The sequence below is a fragment of the Pseudomonas sp. C9 genome, assembly GCF_002000165.1.
GTDB lineage: Bacteria > Pseudomonadota > Gammaproteobacteria > Pseudomonadales > Pseudomonadaceae > Aquipseudomonas.
In genome coordinates this window covers 4,407,560-4,427,912 of record NZ_MPAK01000001.1, presented here as the reverse complement: position 1 = coordinate 4,427,912, position 20,353 = coordinate 4,407,560, and the positions used below count along the sequence as shown (strand labels likewise).

The following is a 20,353-nucleotide window of genomic DNA, read 5'->3' as shown; positions in this document are numbered from 1 at the left end:
GTATAGCGCGAAGAGGCACACTCCGTCCTTTCTGACCGTCTCCTATCGCCTCGGCATGCCTGGGTAAGGCGATAGAAATCAGGGCCGCCAGCAACACGAATGCACTCGATCTCCACGAATATGTTGGCGCTGATGCGGTTTTGACCCAGGCTGCCGGAAATCGTTGAACTACCTGAATACTCGGTAATCGATGGTCTTATGCGTGCCTTCACAGACCGCCTTAGGGCGTCTAAAGTTGGCAGGGTGGGTCAGTTTTCAATCAGCGCCGACACCATATAGCCTTTTTTTGGACGCCAAAAACCACAAACCCCTGACTTTCTTTAGGAAAATCAATTGTTTACGTTTACTTAATTTGGCAATGAAGGAAAGATCCGAACTCTCAACCTACATTAAGTCTATTGCATCTAACGATGAGCGCTACAGATCATTAGTTATCTACGAGAAAATTCGTATTGGGTCGACCGCAGCTATCGAGACTGACTACTTTTGGCCGATTTTGTTGAAAAAGTCGGTTTTCCCAAACTGCCAGAATATTGATCGGCGAAAGCATCTTTTTTGTGCGCTGCTACGTGAAATCTGAGTCCGAGTACCTCTGCGCCGATTCTAGACTTCAATCTCAGGCGCGTACTTTTCTGCCGTGAAAACCACGCTCGACTTTTTCAACAGAATCGGCCGATTGCTGCTGGTCGCGGAGGGCTGCATCCGACCCACAGCCGGTCAGCAGCCGCAGAGTTCGATCAAATGCAGCCGCTCACAATCGATTTCTGCCTACGACGTTGGGTAGCGACAAAATAAGGTTGATACCTGGAAATGCGATTTTACAGGAGGAAGTAGGAACTTCAGTTTACCGATGGTCTTGACGTATGGGTGTAAGGACGATTACCCCATCCACCACTTCGATATTCAACTCGTCCCCGAGGCTTAAGCCCATTTTTGAAAGCAACTCGGACGGTAAGTCGATGACAAGGTCGCCACTTCCGTCCCCAGCGTCTTGGCATGTCGAAAACCAGCGTTCGTCTTCGCGCATATCTATAAGCCCCGAGCCATCGTTGTCCGAAGTCATAACACTCATGCTGCGTTCGAATCGTACTTTTGGCAACCGCCGGCATTACTGGGAAAACCGTCCAGCAAAGGCAAGTCTGGTCGCGCTCATTATCAACAGTAGCAAGATTTAGCCGATAGCTGCCTGTCGCCACCGTCCGCTTTGGGTCCAGGCTGTGTGAAAACACCCGCAATTGTCTAATCTTCTGATCGTCGAGATCATAGCGGGGGCGATCATGAAGCGATTTATTGAAGGTTAGGCTCGGACGCAAGTCACCTTGCTAGCGGAGTGCCTGGACGATTACGTACCCCAAGAAAATCCAGTCCGTGTGGTCGACGTTTTCGTCGATGAACTCGACCTGGGCGAACTTGGTTTTGAGGACGTCGATCCTGCCGCCACTGGTCGTTCGGCCTATCACCCAGCGGTGTTGCTGAAGATCTATATCTACGGCTATCTCAATCGGATTCAGTCCAGCCGCCGGCTTGAGCGTGAGGCCGAGCGCAATCGAGTTCATGTGGTTAAGGGGCGTTTGGCTATCTGGCGCAGCGAGAGCTTGTCGCGGAAATACATCCGCCCGATTTTCCCAACATTTCCACGCTGATCACCCTGTGTTCTCCTGCTCGAAAAGTGAGCAGAAGCAGTTGAACAGCTAGGTCAGTTTTCAGTCGGCAGAACAGCCTCTAATGGGGCAGTTTTCGGTCAGCAGCAACACAGACTGTATGCTTATGGTTGTACTAGGAGCACTTGGGTGAGAGGTAGAAATGAAAATTACCGTAAGGTAGAAGTCGAAGCCGTCATGGACGTGGTGTGTGACGTCTGCCAACTCTCCACCCGTGTGGTAACCGGTAGGCTTCAGTTTGCGATGCTGCAAGCGCATTGGGGATACGGCGCCAAACATGACGGTGAGCGCTACGAGCTGCACTTGTGTGAAGACTGCTTCTTTCAAACAATTGCAAATCTGAAACAGGAGCGACGTACTCAGTGTCTGCTCAGCGATGACGGACGTGCGGATACGGCTATGGCCGGGAACAATTTCGGCCTGATCACTAAAGATGATTTTTTCGGTGACGGCCGATGAGTTGAAGCAGAGAATACTCTCGCTCCGATGGGAACCTTATTGCCGATCTACCTCAAGCCTTTCTCGTGTATCAAAAATCGTGGGCGAAAACGCGTGACTGTTGAGCTAGTCAACGCTAGGACACTGCCGAGGAAGAATGCGATGCGTAGGACCATGGTCGGCTCCCTCAAAAAACAGCGTGCAAGGGCTTTGCAACGGGCTTTTGAGTCGATGGAACGCAGGCTCAGAAGGCCTAGCCGCACCGATCTTTGGCTGATCGCACATCTGCAGACAAACAAGCCATCGCTCGAGCCCTTAGGACCGTTAGCAGGCAAAAAGCTCATTCATAGAGATGGCCCACACCGGGATCAACCGCGGGATTGTTCTGATTAAAAGGGCCTGAGGCATTCGCGGCGGCGGGGCGCCTCAAATTCCGGCATCGCAAGCGGCCGCGCCCCACCCACCCTGTGAGCGGATTTTTTGTATGCCTGTATTGGCGGCTATTTTTGATGCCTTCGGCACCTTGGTGAAAATCAGCGAAGGCTCCCACCCTTATCGAAAAATCCTCAAGCTGGGGATTGAACAGGGGCGCCGCCCCCAACCTACGGATGCGGAAGCGCTACTGTCGTTGCCACTAGGCCTGCGCCAAGCCGCCAACTTGTTTGGCATACAAGTCGATCCAGATGTGATGGCGCAATGGGAGTTAGACCTGTGCAGTGAATTGGCTGATATCCGAGCGTACCCGGATGGTCTGCGCGCAGTACAACGGCTGCAGGCCGCCGGCGTGAAAGTCGGGGTGTGCTCCAATCTGGCGAAACCCTATGCCGCTGCCATCGAGCGCCTATATCCGGGGTTAGACGGCTACAGCTACAGCTTTGCCGTGGGCGCTATCAAGCCCTCCTTTGACATCTACCGGCATGCGACGCAACAGGTAGCGGTTTCGCCGGCTGACGCCTGGATGGTTGGCGATTCAAAACGCTGTGACTGTGAGGGCCCCACCGCATACGGTATGCACGGTTACTGGCTCGACCGACAGGGCCGCAGCACCTATGCCTCACTGGACGACTTTGCCGAAGCAATTTTGCACGCACGCTGATTACTGCCCAACGCGTAGCACTGCCGCCCTCCTCCTCGGAACGCCGGGCATCAACCCATTGGCTGGTCAAGGTCGCACCTACCGTGACGCTCAGGTGCGATTGGTCAACTCGCCGCAGTGCCCCCCATGATCCCCCGACTATCAAAAGGTTGAAGAGCACCAAGCCATCAGCGCCCTCGTAATTATTCTCCGAAAATTTTGCACCGTATCGTATTATTATACGTAACTTTTCCGGGCTGTTATTCAGGGATACCTACTTTTTAATCACCCAAGAAGTATGAAAGGAAGTCCTTATTAGCGACGGCAGTTATAAGGGCATTGGCCAAGACTGACTTCCGATAGGGCAAAAGTCGCTGGCGAACGCCTCAATTGCAGGAAACTGCGCCTCCAAAGTCGATGAACGGTCATCACCTTGGGTAACTTTAGATTATCCCGCGTTAGCGATTAAAACATACAAACGTTCGATTGCTGATTTTGTACACTGTAATTACATGCAACGTAATACAGTACAAAATAGTAGGGGGACATGATGGCTCGTGAAGGCATCAATAAACAACTTGTGCAACAAGCCAAAACGACGTTACTGGCCCAAGGCAAGCGCCCTACCATCGACGCCGTGCGCGTCGCACTCGGTAATATGGAATTCAAATCCACGATCTATCACTACCTCAAGGAACTCGAGGAAAAACCAAAAGCCACCCTCGAGCGTCTAACCGAGCCGTTGGCACGGTAGGTCCACGGTTTGAGCGAACAGTTGCAGGTTGAAGCCGATGAGCAATTGACCTGGGCTCAGGCGCAATTTTCCATGGAAAAAACTATCTGAAATTACAGTCGAAAAGTTCGGAGAGACGCCTAGAGCAACAACAACTCCCCGTGAATTCTGGAGGCCAGGCTGCTCAGCGAGCAGTATCTACGGCAGGAAGCAACGGCTCGGTAAATCCAATAGACCGCTGAGGTACTCTTGGTAAAACAACGGACGGAAAAACTAACAAAGTTTTTTCAGGAAAAATACACACAGATTGCAATGCTTAACAATCAGCACTTGCCTTATAATAAAACCTTAGAGCAGCCAACCAAGCCCACCTAATTACCAAGAAGCCTTTTAGCAAAAAAATATGCCCTAATAGGGGTGCACTTGAAAGAAAAACATCCCACCACATTGACAGACAAATTAATAAGAAAAAACACTGTTAAAACCTCATGGAGAGATTGCTGCCTATTACAAACGTTCAACAGTTTCTACGATTACACCAATAAATCGTAAAAGAATATTTCACATTGACGCTACAGTTTGAATTACTTGGAAGGTCATGCACGGAGTTCAAGTGAGAGTTTTTGATTACCCCACCACGCTCTATCTCCATTGAACGGTAGAAGAACCTCAGCAAAAATGCTGATAGAGCTCTATGCTGATTTCCATGTTGATCGCAATTTCAATCGAACAAGGTATCGTGCTTACCTACTCAGCCCTCACTCACCAAAAGGTCGTGACACCAACACTCCCAGTGATCGATTCCAATCTCGAGCATTCCAGTAAAACCTTCGGATCCTAACTGATATACATGGCGTGAGACTCGGCGACCGCAAGAAGTGTCGACACTTTTATAGGAGTGATGGCACCTGCCAGTGGAGGTAGACAAGAGGTGCGTTCGAGCAAAATTCTCACGGATGGTTGAACGCATCGTCCGAAGATTTTTCCATTATCACCATCACGAAACCCCTATATTTCGTATGCAAGAGTATACACTTAAGTATGAACTGCAATTTTTTTAAATAAAGAAACTAGTTGTATTTATTCAGTTTTTTCCGATTGTCGCTTTGTAGTAGACGATGTACACAAAAGGTATAGGCTTTAATACGTACCAAGTGGTTTATTTTGCGCTTGCATTACCCTTGTCTTGAAGCACAAAAGTCACTGCGCCTGTAGTCATAGGCACGCAGCGAGAGCCACAGCACTCTCCCCTTGACCATGCAAAGGACAGCATTGGAGGGCAACTTTCATGTTCAATGAACAGAATTGGCTGGCCGAGGGCTCGACTCCGTCTCGAAATATCCGACGCGGTAGATTCGGGCGTAACACGATTTATTTCCCTTCTATCAAGAACAACGCGCAACTGGTGTGCGAAAGTGCGCTAGAAGCCGATTATTGTATTTGGCTGGAATGGGACAGTGACGTCATAGCTTTTTATCCACAGCCCTATACTTTTAGATGGATAGATCACCAAGAAAAGATGCGCTACACACCAGACTTCTATGTCATTCATCTAACTTCGGCCAATCATTTTACCGAGATCAAACCAAACTTTGATATGATCACGAAAAAATTCAAACTTACCCTCGACTCTTTTATGATGCACGAAGAACACCAGAACGTGCATCTAAAATTAGCAGACCGTATAAGCATCCAGCAACCCATCCGTCTGCATAATTTAAAATTACTATATAACCGAATGCACAGCTATTCAAAATGGGAAATTAGCCATCTCAATGAGTTCATCCTTACTCATCCCGGCAACCTGACCATCGAAGAGTGCTTATCATCCCAAAACCCACCAACTATTAGGGCCTTGTCGAGGGCACTGTTTAAAGGAGAACTGTCAACTAATTTGAGAGAACCTTTAACGCTCCAGAGCGTATTAATCATGAGGCCTGAACATGAACAACTCAACCGAAGTTAAGGTCGGCGCGCAGTATTTAATTGATGGCCGTACCTATGAAGTCATCAATATTACGAATCTTCTTATCTCGCTACGTGATATACGTGGAAAACGCGCTCAGTATTTTAGCCCGGATGATTTCCAGGGAGCGCTTTTTCATAAACACATTTCGTTGTATCAATCTGCGCCGTTACAAGAATCTATTGCAGTACTGTTTACCATCTCAGAAAACCCTCATGTACTCGAGGCTAGGCGAAAATACCACTACGTCTCAGGATTAAAATCTCTGTTTCACGGATCACTTCCTCGAAAAGCCAGTACCATTGAAATAAAAAAGCTGGCTAATAAAATTAGTGACAAATCCACGCCGGGCTATTCTACTGTTTGCAAATGGACCAAGCTCTGCATGAGAAACAACTGGTCACCTTTTGCACTTATCAAATCGCACAGCTCTAAATCACGTGGAAAATCAATGCCCACAAGCACCAATTTAATTATTGAGCGTTATATAAAAGAAACCTATCTATCAGATCAAAAAAATACTATTGCCTTGGTACATAAACTCATCAGAGGACAGATCATCCACGACAACATTGCTCGAAGTGAAAACAATATAAAACTTATTCAAGAGCCGTCACTCAGCACGGTTCGTCGTCATATCCTAAAACAATGTGGATTTCGTACAGACAGTTGTAGATTGGGCCACCATCTCGCCCAAAAAAACAACAAATTTGGAAAAATGTGGACAGAGCCAGTCAACTTGCTAGAGCAAGTTGAGATGGACTCTACGCCCATGGATATACATCTGGTTGATGATAAAGGGAAGTCCATTGGTCGAATTGCACACTTATCCGCCATGATAGAAATAAAGTCGAAAAAGATTATTGCTTATGACTTGTCCGCCACTCCCCCTTGCGCGGAAAAAACACTTCGCGTCATGAAGATGGCATTTCAAGTCCAGCCCGGAGAGGAACTGCAACGCGGTAAAATGCAAGAATTGATTGTCGATAATGGTACTGAGGTGGTCAACAATACGGTTAAGAACGCTGCACAAGTCTTGGGTATTCAGATTCGTTATGTCCCCCCTAGGACGCCGGACGCTAAACCGCACATTGAACGTTTTTTCAATACAATGAATACCCAATTTACTCATCGGTTACCTGGCACGACTTTCTCAAATATAACACAACTAGGGGATTACAATTCGAAGTCCAAGGCGTGCCTCACAATGGAACAACTTCACTATTTCTTTACTAAATGGTTGGAGGAATTCTACCATAACAACCCTCAAGGCAATCAAAAAACATCCCCTAATGAAAAATGGGATCGAACAATCGTAAAGCAGTTGCCACCCGAGAAATTTTCGGAGCGAGACTTAGACCAACTCCTTCGCGAGGTTCACAGGCGCACCATCTGTGGCGGTCGCGTCAAATTGTTCGGGTTGCAATGGACGGGACCTGGACTTGCTGAAATGGAACGCCGCCTCAGACCTGGACAAAAAGCTGTGATTTATGTGAACACTTGTAATCTTGGTGAAATATATGTCGCACTACCGGACCGAATGGAAGAACTATTTCGCGCTGCCGGAGTTCTCCCTACCTATCAGAATGACTTAACACTGTACGAACATGAGCTAGTTAATCTTTGGATGACACAACATCAAGAGAGCTTCACAGCCAAGCTTGCAATCAATGCATTGTATGAAATTCGTTTAGAATTGATAGAAGCAAAAACACAGTTCGCCTCACACAAGAGAAACAATTCAAAAGACATTTCCAAAGTTAACCCTGCTTTGACTTTAGAAAAAAAACAACACACCCAAACAATCGATATTGATGAACAGCATTTAGTTGATAAAAACACTTATGAAACTTTCTACATTCCAAGACTTGAATAAGACTACATACGAGTCGTTGTGCACAGCATATCGAATATCAGCTTAATTCATCAGATATAAATTTAGAAACTACCAACTGGCGCCTCGTCGCCGCACTCAATTGGACGCATACTGAAAAAACTGATGCCCCCAAAATCCTTACGGAGCAAAACACCATGAAAAGCGTTGCCGAAATACTTAGTGAATTTAGTCGATTTACTGTTCAACACCCAGCGTACAAGCTGGCCATCTTGCGAGTCATGGAAAGCATAGAAACCACGTCCGAACTGGGCGAACCGGCTTCGGCAATGTTGCTTGGCGAACCAGGAACCGGAAAGTCCAGCGTCTGTAAACGCATAAGGAATTTGTTGGGCGATCCACGCGAGGAAGACCGGTTCGAAGGTCGTATAAAAACAATGCCTTGCTTATACTGCAATATACAATCTAACCCCACAACTAAAAAACTCGCCGAACAAATGCTTTGCGGTCTCGGACACTTTCAACAACCCAAAAGCAATCGAACATTGTTAGACACTGTTATAACACTATTATGCACCTGCGAAACCAAACTCGTGATAATCGATGAATTTCAGACTCTCGCTGAAAAAGGCGCAGCTAAGACTAAATCCGCAGTGTGTGATTGTATTAAAACGTTACTCAACGAAAGTCATATCGCGATTTTGCTTTCTGGTATACCGTCGTTAGAGGCCATCGTAGACGACAACGAACAACTCTCTCAAAGATACCCTTACCGTACTCGATTGCAAAACTTGAAATATCACTACAGCAAACCCGATCAGATGCATTCTGAATGGAAAATGGTATTATCTAAGTTCAGTGTCGCAATGTGTGAACTTGGCAAGTTAGAAGATTATGTTTTTTTGGCCGATGAACATTTCGCTTTGGCAACCTACGTTTATTGCGCCGGCAACATGCGCGGCTTGCGCCTCCTCCTAAACGGCGCATTCAAGAAGGCACTAATCCGAGGAGACCGAACTCTAACTTGCGAAGACTTTATAAAAACGGCAGACCAAATTGCGTTTATGGGCCGTATTCGGCCTGATATTAATCCTTTTGTCACAGACGATTCTGAACTCTTCCGCATACTAGATAAGGCATCATGAATCGGTTCTTATTCATCCCCCATCCAATGCCGTTGGAAAGCCCCACTAGTTTACTAATTCGCGCGGCGAAAAAAAACGGTTTCCTGAGCGTACGCCACATGTCAATTAATGTATTAGAAACTGGGGCCACTCGCTGGTTAAACTTACGCCTTCAATCAGGGCCGCTATTTAGATTACTCTGCACTGAAACACCCGATCTAGCAGAAGACTTCCGAAAAATTTTTTTCGATCAGCCCAGACAGTCTTTTTCTCGTAGCACTGCAATACTGGTTGACGGCAATGAAGTTCCAAAAAACTCCCTCGCGACAATATTTCGTCCGTGCCCGCAATGCATTAAGGAGGGTTATACGCGATCGCCGCAAGATCTAATTTTTTTTGAAAACTGCCCTTATCACAACATCCCTTATTTAACTCAGTGCCCCATATGCTCTGCACGCAATCATTGGTATGAAATAAATGGTTTTACGTGCCGATGTGGATTTAATTTCAAAGACAGTGTAGACAACACAACAACCAAGCCATTGTTCTTCCCTTTGACATCAAGCTTTGGGCAGAACAATGTCACAAAATGTTTTAATAAGCATTTTGATGACCACATTCTTAGGTGTAGTTTTTCAAACTGTACTGACCATCCAACTCTGGCACTCCCTGCTATTCACTCTATCGAAAATCTAATCAAAGAAGAACTCAATACTTATTGCAAATTGCCCCTAAGCGCCTTCGAGGCTCCTTGGCGTCGATTAAGAGAAGAGAAGCTACGCTCTGAAATTCTAAAATATGTGCACCAGTTCAAACGTAACGTAGTCGAATGCCAAACTGCCAATTGCTGTAGCACAGTCAGACTAAATTTTACAGAACTTAGATATGCTTGCCATACTGGACGCGCTAGAGTTAGACAAATGATCCAGGACGGAATAGTTGAGACTAATACCACACCAAGTTCCAGTCAAATCTATTATAGCTCACCCAACCTATGCGCGATCATCCAAGGAGAGTTAACTAAAAAAACAGAGAGCAACGTCGCAAAGATAGGTGAGACAATCTATTTAAACGCAACGCAGACTGCCGAAATATTAAGAACCACTAAAACCTCTGTTTTAAAGCTATTTAATATGGGTTTTTTTGAAGGCTCATTTATAAGCTATAGAACTTATTACATGCCGAAATCTTCAGTTGAGAACATCCATTCTAACTATATCACAGCAAACGAGATCGCTAGAGAATATAGTATCTCAAGCAAAACCATCACCAACTTTCTGAAAAAACTCGACATATATCCCATCTTAGAATCACTGACGCACTGGATTCCTTCATTATATTTCAGAAGTGAGATATATGAAATACTTACTCATCATCCGATTCCTACACCTCGCACTTATTCTTATGGGCGTCCTGTGGATGAAGAGTGGCTTTCAAAAAAATCGGAGTCGCTATCATTAGATTTCCGAACGCTCAAAGATCTGATTCGTAATCGCTTCAAATGGCGACCTCCTTATTTCAGACTGAGCGAGAATCAAATTAGCTTGATCGATACTTGGCGAAGCTGTCACCACTCATACGCGGAGGTAATCGGGGAATTAGGAATAACTTACGAGATAATAGGATCTAGATTTCAATCTACTAACTATATCAACACCGAAACATGGGGTCTAACAAACTACATACACTCCGATGATGTAGCCCGAATGAAAGATCATCTTTTCCGTTATTATTCAGTCAAACAAGCGGCCGACGCACTTACTGTTACAAGTAAGACTATTTATTTGCTTATCGAAAAAAGAGCACTTAAAACAGGAACACCTTTATTTACTCGCTCCGGACAAAAACTCATAATGATTTTAAAAAACCAAAAGGCATTATCACCCTGCAGCTTAGCTCTAATATCACCTAATACGCCACCAAACTCCGTAAAATGAATTCGGGAAAAATGCGCCCGAAAAATAAAAATAGTATTTTTTCGACCTATAATATCCCCATTACCTTTCGCTAAGTTAAATTTACTCCGCGAGCCCCAAGATCGATATACTTACTGTCGAAAAATCTCGCATCAGATTATGCGATTTCCGGAAAATCTCATTTCTATTAACTGTCCGATCTCCCGCCTACTGCACGCTATCAAGCAAAGCGTATGAAAACAACGCTTGTGACCTTCGAATCTGCTGAACGATGACGTATGGCTTCACCCAACTCACCGCCTCGGACAGTGCCGCGAGCGCTTTACGCCGGATGCTCGAGTCTTCACAGCCCTTCGACATTCTTCTGTGTGATCAATGCCTGCCGGATCTCCCGGGCCTTGATTTGATCGAGTTCGCCAGCCACCAGGGAATGATCAAGCAAGCGATACTTCTAAGCAGTCTGACACCCCGAGAACTGGACGAGCTCAAAAAAATAGCCGACGAACATGATCTCCCCTTACTGGGTTACTTGATAAAACCATTGCAACAATCAGATTTTAGAAACTTGTTGACCCTGGCCTCACTATAAGTCCTTTAATCCAACACACTTAATACACTAACTATAGATTTAGAGTCCTGCTCACACATATAGCATTTCCATTGATCTTCATTAAAAACCTAGTTGAGGTGTAGTCCATATCCTCTTTGATTGTAGGATTTGTCCTATATCACTGCTATCGGCTTGTCAGTTCATGCGCCCCCTCAACTATCTGAGCTAAGGTGCGCGCTTTATTTGAGCTCGCATGGGATCTGATTATGAACTCCGTATTTATTGTCGACGATCACCCCGTTATCCGTCTTGCCGTCCGAATGTTGCTCGAACATGAGGGGTATAAAGTCGTCGGCGAAACTGATAATGGGGTCGACGCCATGCAGATGGTTCGCGAATGCATGCCGGACCTGGTGATTCTCGACATCAGCATTCCCAAACTGGATGGACTGGAAGTCCTCTCGCGTTTCAACGCCATGTGCACCCCGTTAAAAACGCTGGTGTTAACCGCTCAGTGCCCGACACTGTTCGGTATTCGCTGCATGCAATCCGGTGCCTCGGGGTATGTATGCAAACAGGAAGACCTCAGTGAACTGGTGAGTGCAATCAAAGCGGTGCTCTCGGGCTACAACTACTTTCCCAGCCAGGCTTTGAACCCTGTCCGTAGCGATGACTCGCGATACGCCGATCTGGAACTCTTCAAGTCGGTCAACGACCGGGAGTTGATGGTATTGCAACTGTTTGCACAAGGTCGCACCAATAAGGAAATTGCCAAGGGCATGTTCCTGAGCAACAAGACGGTCAGCACCTATAAAAAGCGCCTGATGCAAAAACTCAAAGCCAAATCACTGGTTGAACTCATCGATATGGCAAAACGTAACGCCTTAGTGTGAGAGACCGGATGCCCAGTCGTTTAAAGGACTATCTAATACTGATAACCGCAGGCTTTTGTCTGAGCCCCTCAGTGTCTGCGGCACATTCCGCCAGCGAACATTTCACCTTGCTCAGTCGATCAATGGTCGGGCACATGGAAGTCCAACTGGATTCATCACAACGACAATGGATCAACAATAAACGTGAACTGATCCTGGGTACTTCAGCCCCCGACTACCCGCCATTCGACCTGACGCAAAGTGGCAACGACTATGAAGGCTTCACCGCCGATTATGCGGGTATCCTTGGCAAGGCCACCGGCCTGCCAGTCAAGGTTCAGCGCTATGCCTCCCGGGAAGACGCGATCGAGGCACTGGAAAGCGGCGCAGTCGACATGCTCGGCAGTGCCAACGGATTCGAGGCACGTAACGCCAATATTGTGCTTTCAGCACCTTACGCCGCGGATCAACCTGTTCTGGTGACACGGGAAGGTGAAACCCGATCCCTGACCGATGGCCTTGCCGGGTTGCGGTTGAGCATGGTGTACCACTATTTGCCCATGGAAGAAGTCAAAGCCCTGTATCCAAAGGCGATCATCACGTCCTACCCGTCTTACCAGAATGCAATCAACGCCGTTGCTTTCGACCAGGCCGATGTCTTTCTTGGCGACACCATTTCCACCCATTACCTGATCAACAAGGGCTACCTGAACAACATCCGGATGGCGAACTTCGGTAAGCACGAAGTCCACGGCTTCAGTTTTGCCGTGCACAGGAACAACCCGGACCTTCTTGGGATTATCAACGCGATACTGATTGCCACGCCCACCAGCGAGCGAGAAAACATCGCCAAGCGCTGGAGTGCCGGCAGTGACATTCTTCTCACCGATCACAAGCTGCAACTGACCGGTCGCGAAGAACGCTGGCTGGCGCAACATCCGGTCGTGCGCGTAGTGGTCAATGAAGCGTTTGCGCCGCTGACGTTTTTCGATAACGACGACAATTTCCGGGGAGTCACCGCCGACCTGCTGGAGCTGATCAGGTTACGCACCGGACTGCGCTTCGAGATCCATCGAACTCGAAGCGATGACGAGATGATCGAGCGAGTCAGTCACCATCAGGCCGACCTGATTGCCGCGCTGCTACCCAGCACACAACGTGAAACGCTGCTGAACTTCAGCCGTCCCTATCTGGAAAACTCCTTTGTCCTGCTGACGCGCAAAGGGGCTGGCAGCTCGACAAACCTCACACAGTTTTCAGGCAAGCGCCTGACGATTGCCCAAGGTAACCCGATGGTGGATTACCTGCGCCATCAGTATCCGCACATCAATCTGATCGAAACACCGGACACTTTCAGTGCCGTGCAACTAGTTGCAGAGGGCCAGGCTGACGGTGCGGTCAATTCACTGGTGATCGCCAACTACTTTGTTTCATCCAGAATCTTCGAAGACACCCTTCAGATCACTTCCACTCTTGGCACTCAGCAGGCGGCGTTCTCTTTGGCGACCGGGCGTGATGCCAAGGAATTGAGTGCCATCCTCGACAAGGCGCTGCTGAGCATTACCCCGGAAGAGTTGGGCATCATCAACAGCCGCTGGCGGGGTTACGCGTCGACTTCGCAAAACACCTGGCAAAGCTATCACCGGGTGTTCTATCAGGTGGTCCTGGGGGTAGGCGTGCTGCTGCTGATTTCCATTGCCTGGAACGCTTACATGCGTCGTCAGATAAAACAGCGTCAGTCGGCCGAGCTCGCGCTGAATGATCAACTTGAGTTCATGCGGTCGCTGGTCAATGGAACGCCGCATCCAATCTACGTGCGTGATCGGCAGGGGTTACTGCAAAGCTGCAACGACAGTTACCTGGAGGCCTTTAGTGCGAAATACGAAGACGTGATCGGCAAAAGCGTCATTGAGGGCAAGATGAGCAATGCTTTCGAAGCGCGTGAATACGAGACGGATTACCAGCGCGTCATGAGTGAAGGGATACCGCTGATTCTCGATCGCACGCTGCACATCGGCAATCGCCAGATGACGATTTATCACTGGGTTTTGCCTTACCGGGACTCCAGCGGTGAAGTGCAGGGCATCATCGGCGGCTGGATCGATATCAGCGAACGGCGACAACTGTTCGATGAACTTCGCGCCGCAAAGGAACGTGCCGATGAAGCGAACCGGGCCAAAAGCACCTTCCTGGCGACCATGAGCCATGAAATTCGCACCCCGATGAATGCAATCATCGGCATGCTGGAACTGACCCTCAAACGTATCGAAGCGAATCATCCAGACCGACCCGCCATCGACGTCGCCTACAACTCGGCAAGAGATCTGCTGGAACTGATCGGGGACATTCTTGATATAGCGCGAATCGAATCCGGGCACCTGAGTTTGAACCCGGAACGCGTCAACCTGGGCGAAACGATGGCTTCGGTGGTCAGGATCTTCGACGGCCTTGCCCGCCAGAAAAACCTACGCCTGCTGCTCGACTTCAACCCTGCCCAAATGCCAACCGACGTCCTGTTAGACCCGATGCGCTTCAAGCAGGTGCTGTCCAATCTGGTCAGCAACGCCATCAAGTTTACCGAACAAGGTCAGGTCCGGATTGTGAGTGAGTTGCATGCCACTGACGAAACCGATCGGGTTTTGTTGCGTTTGCAGGTTCAGGACAGCGGAATCGGCATCAGCGAACAGGATCAACAGCGCCTGTTCGAACCCTTCGCTCAGGCGACCCATAGCGCGCAGTCGACTCGTGGGGGGGCGGGGCTGGGTCTGGTGATCAGCCGCACGTTGTGCGAGATGATGGGTGGCAGCCTGCAATTGCGCAGTCAGCCCGGTGTCGGTACTCAGGTCGAGATTTCGCTGCAAATGGCCACGTTGCCACCCGAGCCGGTAACGAACACCGCCGAAGCGCCTGTTCCCCCCACCTCATCCCCCTTGAATGTCCTGGTGGTCGATGATCACCCGGCCAATCGCTTGCTCATGTGTCAGCAACTGGAGTTTCTGGGGCACCACTACTGCGCTGAAACGGATGGCCAGACCGGGCTGGACGCATGGAAAAACGGAGGGTTCGATCTGGTGATTGTCGATTGCAACATGCCGGTCATGAACGGCTATGAACTGGCCCGTCTGATTCGCCAACATGAACGGCAACAGCCGCGCGCGGCCTGCACCTTGCTGGGCTTCACCGCCAACGCGCAGCCGGAAGAAATACAGCGCTGCAAAAATGCCGGAATGGACGACTGCCTGTTCAAGCCCCTCAGCTTGATGGCGTTGAGGCAATGGATTGAGCGCATCAAACCGATCGCCCGCGAGCCGGCATTCAGCCTCGAAGGGCTGCAACTGCTGACCGGCGGCAATCCGAAGCTGGACCAGCGTTTGTTGTCCGAACTGCTGAACAGCAATCGACTGGACCGCCAGGAATTGCTGGCGCTATCACAATGCAAAGACCGCCAGTCGTTCCTGGACGTCGCTCACAAAATCAAGGGCGCGGCCCGCATCGTCCAGGCGAGTCGAGTGATCGACAGTTGTGAGGCACTCGAAAGCGCCTGCCATGATGTTTTCCACCCCGAAGATGTCGCCAATTGCACCAAGGCCATAGAGCTCACCATGCTCGAACTGGAGCAGGCATTGCAGCAACAAATAGGGCACAACGACCGAAGCAGAAAGAAAGAGCCTTAACTATGCTTGAGCGCTGAGCAGTGTGTTAACCATCACGGAGAGACCAGTAATGTCCAGCCCACTGCGCACCGATCAACGACGGCTTCCGCTGCACGTCCATATCAGTGTGATGTTTACTTTCCTGCTGCTGCTCACGGGCGTGGTGCTGGGCATTTTTAATTACCACCAAACCACGCAGATCATCCTGTCCAGCAGCGAAAAACTGTTCAACCGCATCGAGCAGGATGTCCGGCTGGACCTGCAAGGCACCTATGAACCGATTCGCCACCTGCTGAGCTTGTTGGTGGACAATCCGGCAACCGAGGCGCCCGCGCTGGAGCAACGACTCGCACTGCTCAAGCCCTTTAGCCAGTCGCTCAAAAGCAATCCCAACCTGGCCTCGCTGTACCTGGGATACAGCAATGGCGACTTTTTCATGGTACGCCCCCTGCGAACCCCGGCCCTGAGAACACTCACTAATGCCCCGGACTCGGCGGCCTATCAAGTCTGGAGCATCGAGCGTCCGGCTAGCGGTGAGAAAGCGCGGTCCCTGTCACTGTTTTTTGATCAGAAGCTGGCCCTCATCAACCGCCAGGATAACCCCGACGAAACCTACGATCCGCGCACTCGCGCCTGGTTTACCAGCGCGCGCCGTGATGAAGGCCAGATCACGACCGAACCTTATGTGTTTTTCTCCACCCACAATGTCGGCACCACCCTCGCCCTGCGCAGTGGCGAGAACGCGGTAATGGGCGCCGACCTTACCCTCGCCGAACTCTCCGCGACGCTGGCCAAGCATGTGGTGACGCCGCATACCGAGATCGTCCTCTTCGATAGCAAGGGCAATGCCGTTGCCTACCCCGATAGCAGCAGGCTGATCGTCGACGACCAGACCGCACGCTTGATCAAGGCGACCGATTTGAACCCGGCACTCGCTGCCTTTCTCACCCATCCACCCGAAGGTAATCGCCTGGACGCGGCCGGTCGCCAATGGATCGTGGCCCGCAGCAGCATGCAGGAAGGCGGGCCTGAAGGATTGCAGCTGGCGCTGTTGGTGCCGGAAGATGAATTGCTCGTCGATGCCTACCGCATGCGCTGGCAAGGGGCGCTGGTGACGTTGGCCACGTTGCTGTTGTGCCTGCCGCTGGGTTGGCTTACCTCGAGGATTCTGGTCAAGCCCCTGCGCGCACTGGTGCAGGAAGCCGATGCGATCCGCAGTTTCGATTTCAACTTTCCCGTCAGCCGGCGCTCGCCAGTACTTGAAGTTGACCAATTGAGTGTGTCGATGGCGCGCATGAAGGACACCCTGGCGAGCTTTTTCCAGATCACTGACAGCTTGAGCGCCGAGACCCGTTTCGCCCCACTGCTGCAACGAGTGTTGTTCGAAACCGTGAAAATCGGGCAGGCCCAGGCGGGTCTGATCTACCTGCGCGAACAGGATGGCGATCGCATGGAGCCTCATGGTCTGGTGATCAACGATACCTCCCAGGCGTTGCAGGCGTTCGGCATTGAAGGCCACGAACTTCATGACCCACAGAGCCCTCAGTGGATGCAGCAGTTGTCGAGCGCCGACAACGTCGTCACTAGCCTGGGCTACGAAAATGCCGCCGACCTGCAAAAAGTGATGCTCGTACTGGAATGCCCACGGGTTCATCTGATCGGCATCCGGTTGCACAATCGGCATAACGAAACCGTAGGCCTGCTGATCTTCCTGTTGGCCGACAGCGGCACACAAAGCGACCTGGAAAAGCTTCGTCCTGACCGCATCGCGTTTCTCCAGGCAGTGTCCGGCGCAGCGGCGGTGAGTATTGAAAGCCAGCGCCTGCAGGCCAGACAAAAACAGCTGCTGGACTCCTTTATTCAACTGCTGGCTGGCGCCATCGATGCCAAGAGTCCTTACACCGGTGGGCATTGTCAGCGGGTGCCCGCGTTGACGCTGATGCTCGCTCAGGCTGCCGCCGCCAGTCAGGAGCCGGCCTTCAGTGGCTATCAGCCCACGGAAGATGAATGGGAAGCCCTGCACATTGCCGCCTGGCTACACGATTGCGGCAAGGTCACGACCCCTGAGTACGTGGTCGACAAAGCCACCAAACTTGAAACCCTGAACGACCGCATCCACGAAATCCGCACGCGTTTCGAAGTGCTCAAGCGCGATGCCTGGGTCAACTACTGGCAGGCCATCGTCCAGGGCGGCGACGAACGCCAGCTTAGCGAATTGCGCGATACTCGCCTGGCAGAACTGGATGATGATTTTGCCTTCATCGCCCACTGCAATCTGGGCGGCGAGGCCATGGCTGAATCCGACCTGCAACGTTTGCGCAGCATTGCTGAACGCACCTGGACCCGAACCCTGGATGATCGGCTCGGGGTTTCATGGGAGGAGAATCGCCGCCAGTCACGTACTCCGGCGCCGACGCTACCGGTCAGCGAGCCATTGCTGGCGGACAAACCCGAGCACGTGTTCGAACGCGCCGAAAGCGAGCTGATCCCGGCTGATAACCCATGGGGTTTCAAACTCGATGTACCGCACTACAAGTACAACCGCGGCGAACTCTACAACCTGAGCATTACTCGAGGCACGCTGACGCGCGAGGAGCGTTACATCATCAATCATCACATGGTGCAAACGATCCTGATGCTCAGCCACCTGCCCTTCCCCGCGCACCTCAACAACGTCGCGGAAATCGCCGGCGGCCATCACGAGAAAATGGACGGCACCGGTTATCCAAAACAATTGAAACGAGAAGAAATGAGCCTGCCGGCGAGGATGATGGCGATTGCCGATATTTTCGAAGCGCTGACCGCTGCCGACCGCCCCTACAAGAAGGCCAAAACCCTGAGCGAAGCGCTGGGCATCATGGCCTTCATGTGCCGTGACGCCCACATTGACCCAGAGCTGTTCGGGCTATTCATCAACTCACAAATCTATTTGCAGTACGCGAAACGATTTCTCGATCCGGCGCAGATTGACGCCGTCGACTCGTCAAGCCTGCTGGCCAAGGCAGGCCTGCCAGCGTGATCAGCAATCGGTCAGGCGCAGGAATATCGCTGCCAACCGTTCGATACCGGCCTGATCTTCAGCGGTAAAACGCGCAAGCTTCGGGCTGTCGAGGTCCAGCACACCGATCAATCGACCGTCCTTGACCAAGGGCACCACCAACTCGCTGTTCGACGCACTGTCACAAGCGATGTGACCGGGAAATGCGTGCACATCTTCAACAAGCTGGGTCTGCAATGTTGCCGCTGCTGTGCCGCACACCCCCCTGCCGAATGGAATGCGCACACAAGCGATCTGGCCCTGGAACGGACCGAGCACCAGTTCTTCATTGCGATTGAGGTAGAAACCGGCCCAGTTCAAGTCATCGAGCTGGTTGAACAGGAATGCCGAGAACTGTGCCGCATTGGCAATGAAATCACGCTCATCGGCCAGCAATGATTCCAGCTGCGCCCACAACATGCCGTAACCATCCAGCCCTTGGCCGCTCTTCTGTAAATCAATCATGCTTTGTGCTCCAACAGCTTGAGCCCGACCCAATAGCGGGCAAATTGATAAGCGCAACGTCCATTGCGATTGCCTCGGCCGCCGGCCCAACGCACCGCGAGGATGTCCAGTGCTTCGTCACGCTGCCACTCAAGGCCGGCCTTGCCGGCCAGTTGACCGATCCAGTGTTCAACGACGTTGAGGAAATGTTCCTGAGTAAATGGATAAAACGACAACCACAAGCCGAAGCGGTCCGACAACGCGATCTTGTCTTCCACTGCCTCGCTGGGGTGCAGTTCGCCGTCGACGCGCTTCCAGTTTTCGTTATCACTTTCCTTCTCCGGTACCAAATGGCGACGGTTGGAAGTGGCGTACAGCAAAACGTTGTCCGGCGCTTGCTCGAGGGAACCGTCGAGTACACTCTTGAGCACGCGATAGTCGCCCTCACCCGACTCAAACGACAGGTCATCGCAGAACAGCACAAAGCGCTGCGGCAACTTGGCGATCTGCTCGACCACTCGCGGCAAGTCGGCCAAGTGATCGCGCTCGATCTCGATCAGGCGCAGGCCGGCGTTGGCGTGCTCGGCCAGCAAGGCACGCACCAGCGACGATTTACCGGTGCCGCGCGAGCCCCAGAGCAAGGCGTGGTTGGCCGGCATGCCGTCGAGGAACTGTTGGGTATTTCGACCCAACTGCTCCAATTGACGATCCACGCCGATCAGGTCGGACAGGCGCATGTCGAGGCTGACGTGCAGCGGCAACAGAAAACCGCTGCGCCCCTCTCGTTGCCAGCGCGCCGCCAGGCACTGATTCCAGTCGATGGCTTGCCGGTGGGCCGGCAACAGCGGTTCGATACGGGCCAGGACGGCATCGGCGCGTTCAAGAAAAGCATTCAATCGGGCGTCCACGTCTTCTCCTCGGGCACGTTCACAGTAATGATGGCGATACAGCGACGACTACACAGCGTTCGGTGCCCGGTTCATCCCAGGCTCAGGGGTTCGCGAGAACATCGGAATCCATGCATGATCGACTATGCTTGAGCAGCGAAAG

General features: G+C 50.8%; 13 protein-coding genes and 2 pseudogenes. 12 read left to right on the top strand and 3 right to left on the bottom strand.

Annotated elements, in window-relative coordinates; all coding sequences use genetic code 11:
• Nucleotides 1–844 precede the first annotated feature (844 nt).
• On the bottom strand, nucleotides 845–1,027 hold the full coding sequence (locus tag BMS17_RS30990; RefSeq protein WP_077432201.1) for an AbrB/MazE/SpoVT family DNA-binding domain-containing protein: 183 nt from the start codon (nucleotides 1,025–1,027) through the stop codon (nucleotides 845–847).
• A 292-nt stretch (nucleotides 1,028–1,319) separates the two neighbouring features.
• Here BMS17_RS30990 and BMS17_RS20670 point away from each other — a divergent pair.
• The 12 genes and pseudogenes from BMS17_RS20670 to BMS17_RS20620 form a co-directional block, all read left to right on the top strand.
• Nucleotides 1,320–1,569: pseudogene (locus BMS17_RS20670) on the top strand (transposase); the annotation flags it as partial.
• 269 nt (nucleotides 1,570–1,838) lie between these two features.
• The gene (locus tag BMS17_RS20665; RefSeq protein WP_077432200.1) at nucleotides 1,839–2,120 is read left to right on the top strand and encodes a hypothetical protein; all 282 of its coding nucleotides are present in this window, start codon (nucleotides 1,839–1,841) and stop codon (nucleotides 2,118–2,120) included.
• Nucleotides 2,121–2,583: 463 nt separating this feature from the next.
• The gene (locus tag BMS17_RS20660; RefSeq protein ID WP_077431608.1) at nucleotides 2,584–3,195 is read left to right on the top strand and encodes an HAD family hydrolase; all 612 of its coding nucleotides are present in this window, start codon (nucleotides 2,584–2,586) and stop codon (nucleotides 3,193–3,195) included.
• A 526-nt stretch (nucleotides 3,196–3,721) separates the two neighbouring features.
• The gene (locus BMS17_RS20655; RefSeq protein ID WP_077431607.1) at nucleotides 3,722–3,928 is read left to right on the top strand and encodes a DNA-binding protein; all 207 of its coding nucleotides are present in this window, start codon (nucleotides 3,722–3,724) and stop codon (nucleotides 3,926–3,928) included.
• A 1,267-nt stretch (nucleotides 3,929–5,195) separates the two neighbouring features.
• A complete protein-coding gene (locus BMS17_RS20650; protein WP_077431606.1) occupies nucleotides 5,196–5,873 on the top strand; it encodes a TnsA endonuclease N-terminal domain-containing protein in 678 nt (225 codons plus the stop codon).
• The gene (locus BMS17_RS20645; protein WP_077431605.1) at nucleotides 5,851–7,749 is read left to right on the top strand and encodes a DDE-type integrase/transposase/recombinase; all 1,899 of its coding nucleotides are present in this window, start codon (nucleotides 5,851–5,853) and stop codon (nucleotides 7,747–7,749) included. The genes BMS17_RS20650 and BMS17_RS20645 overlap by 23 nt, the downstream gene beginning before the upstream one ends.
• Before the next feature lie 155 nt (nucleotides 7,750–7,904).
• A complete protein-coding gene (locus tag BMS17_RS20640) occupies nucleotides 7,905–8,852 on the top strand; it encodes a TniB family NTP-binding protein (RefSeq protein WP_077431604.1) in 948 nt (315 codons plus the stop codon).
• Complete coding sequence (locus tag BMS17_RS29995) at nucleotides 8,849–10,768, top strand: hypothetical protein (protein WP_139348103.1); 1,920 nt, start codon at nucleotides 8,849–8,851, stop codon at nucleotides 10,766–10,768. The genes BMS17_RS20640 and BMS17_RS29995 overlap by 4 nt, the downstream gene beginning before the upstream one ends.
• Nucleotides 10,769–11,021: 253 nt before the next feature.
• Nucleotides 11,022–11,336, top strand: a pseudogene (locus tag BMS17_RS30685) (response regulator); the annotation flags it as partial.
• 227 nt (nucleotides 11,337–11,563) lie between these two features.
• Complete coding sequence (locus tag BMS17_RS20630) at nucleotides 11,564–12,190, top strand: response regulator transcription factor (protein ID WP_046032396.1); 627 nt, start codon at nucleotides 11,564–11,566, stop codon at nucleotides 12,188–12,190.
• A gap of 8 nt (nucleotides 12,191–12,198) precedes the next feature.
• Nucleotides 12,199–15,843 carry a transporter substrate-binding domain-containing protein gene (locus BMS17_RS20625; RefSeq protein ID WP_046032397.1) on the top strand — a complete coding sequence of 1,215 codons (3,645 nt, stop codon included), beginning with the start codon at nucleotides 12,199–12,201 and terminating at the stop codon, nucleotides 15,841–15,843.
• A 49-nt stretch (nucleotides 15,844–15,892) separates the two neighbouring features.
• Nucleotides 15,893–18,841, top strand: coding sequence for an HD domain-containing phosphohydrolase (locus tag BMS17_RS20620; protein WP_077431603.1), 2,949 nt, complete (start codon nucleotides 15,893–15,895; stop codon nucleotides 18,839–18,841).
• Here the strand turns inward: BMS17_RS20620 and BMS17_RS20615 are convergent, their stop codons facing one another.
• Nucleotides 18,842–19,324 (bottom strand): GAF domain-containing protein, encoded by a 483-nt coding sequence (locus BMS17_RS20615; protein ID WP_046032399.1) that lies wholly within the window; start codon nucleotides 19,322–19,324, stop codon nucleotides 18,842–18,844.
• The gene (locus tag BMS17_RS20610; protein ID WP_046032400.1) at nucleotides 19,321–20,211 is read right to left on the bottom strand and encodes an ATP-binding protein; all 891 of its coding nucleotides are present in this window, start codon (nucleotides 20,209–20,211) and stop codon (nucleotides 19,321–19,323) included. Before BMS17_RS20610 ends, BMS17_RS20615 begins: the two co-directional genes overlap by 4 nt.
• Nucleotides 20,212–20,353: the final 142 nt, after the last annotated feature.

Bases quoted from the DNA above. Each gene is read 5' to 3' on its own strand.
- BMS17_RS30990 (WP_077432201.1), bottom strand. From the start codon at position 1,027: ATGCGCGAAGACGAACGCTGGTTTTCGACATGCCAAGACGCTGGGGAC.
- BMS17_RS20665 (WP_077432200.1), top strand. From the start codon at position 1,839: ATGGACGTGGTGTGTGACGTCTGCCAACTCTCCACCCGTGTGGTAACC.
- BMS17_RS20660 (WP_077431608.1), top strand. From the start codon at position 2,584: ATGCCTGTATTGGCGGCTATTTTTGATGCCTTCGGCACCTTGGTGAAA.
- BMS17_RS20655 (WP_077431607.1), top strand. From the start codon at position 3,722: ATGATGGCTCGTGAAGGCATCAATAAACAACTTGTGCAACAAGCCAAA.
- BMS17_RS20650 (WP_077431606.1), top strand. From the start codon at position 5,196: ATGTTCAATGAACAGAATTGGCTGGCCGAGGGCTCGACTCCGTCTCGA.
- BMS17_RS20645 (WP_077431605.1), top strand. From the start codon at position 5,851: ATGAACAACTCAACCGAAGTTAAGGTCGGCGCGCAGTATTTAATTGAT.
- BMS17_RS20640 (WP_077431604.1), top strand. From the start codon at position 7,905: ATGAAAAGCGTTGCCGAAATACTTAGTGAATTTAGTCGATTTACTGTT.
- BMS17_RS29995 (WP_139348103.1), top strand. From the start codon at position 8,849: ATGAATCGGTTCTTATTCATCCCCCATCCAATGCCGTTGGAAAGCCCC.
- BMS17_RS20630 (WP_046032396.1), top strand. From the start codon at position 11,564: ATGAACTCCGTATTTATTGTCGACGATCACCCCGTTATCCGTCTTGCC.
- BMS17_RS20625 (WP_046032397.1), top strand. From the start codon at position 12,199: ATGCCCAGTCGTTTAAAGGACTATCTAATACTGATAACCGCAGGCTTT.
- BMS17_RS20620 (WP_077431603.1), top strand. From the start codon at position 15,893: ATGTCCAGCCCACTGCGCACCGATCAACGACGGCTTCCGCTGCACGTC.
- BMS17_RS20615 (WP_046032399.1), bottom strand. From the start codon at position 19,324: ATGATTGATTTACAGAAGAGCGGCCAAGGGCTGGATGGTTACGGCATG.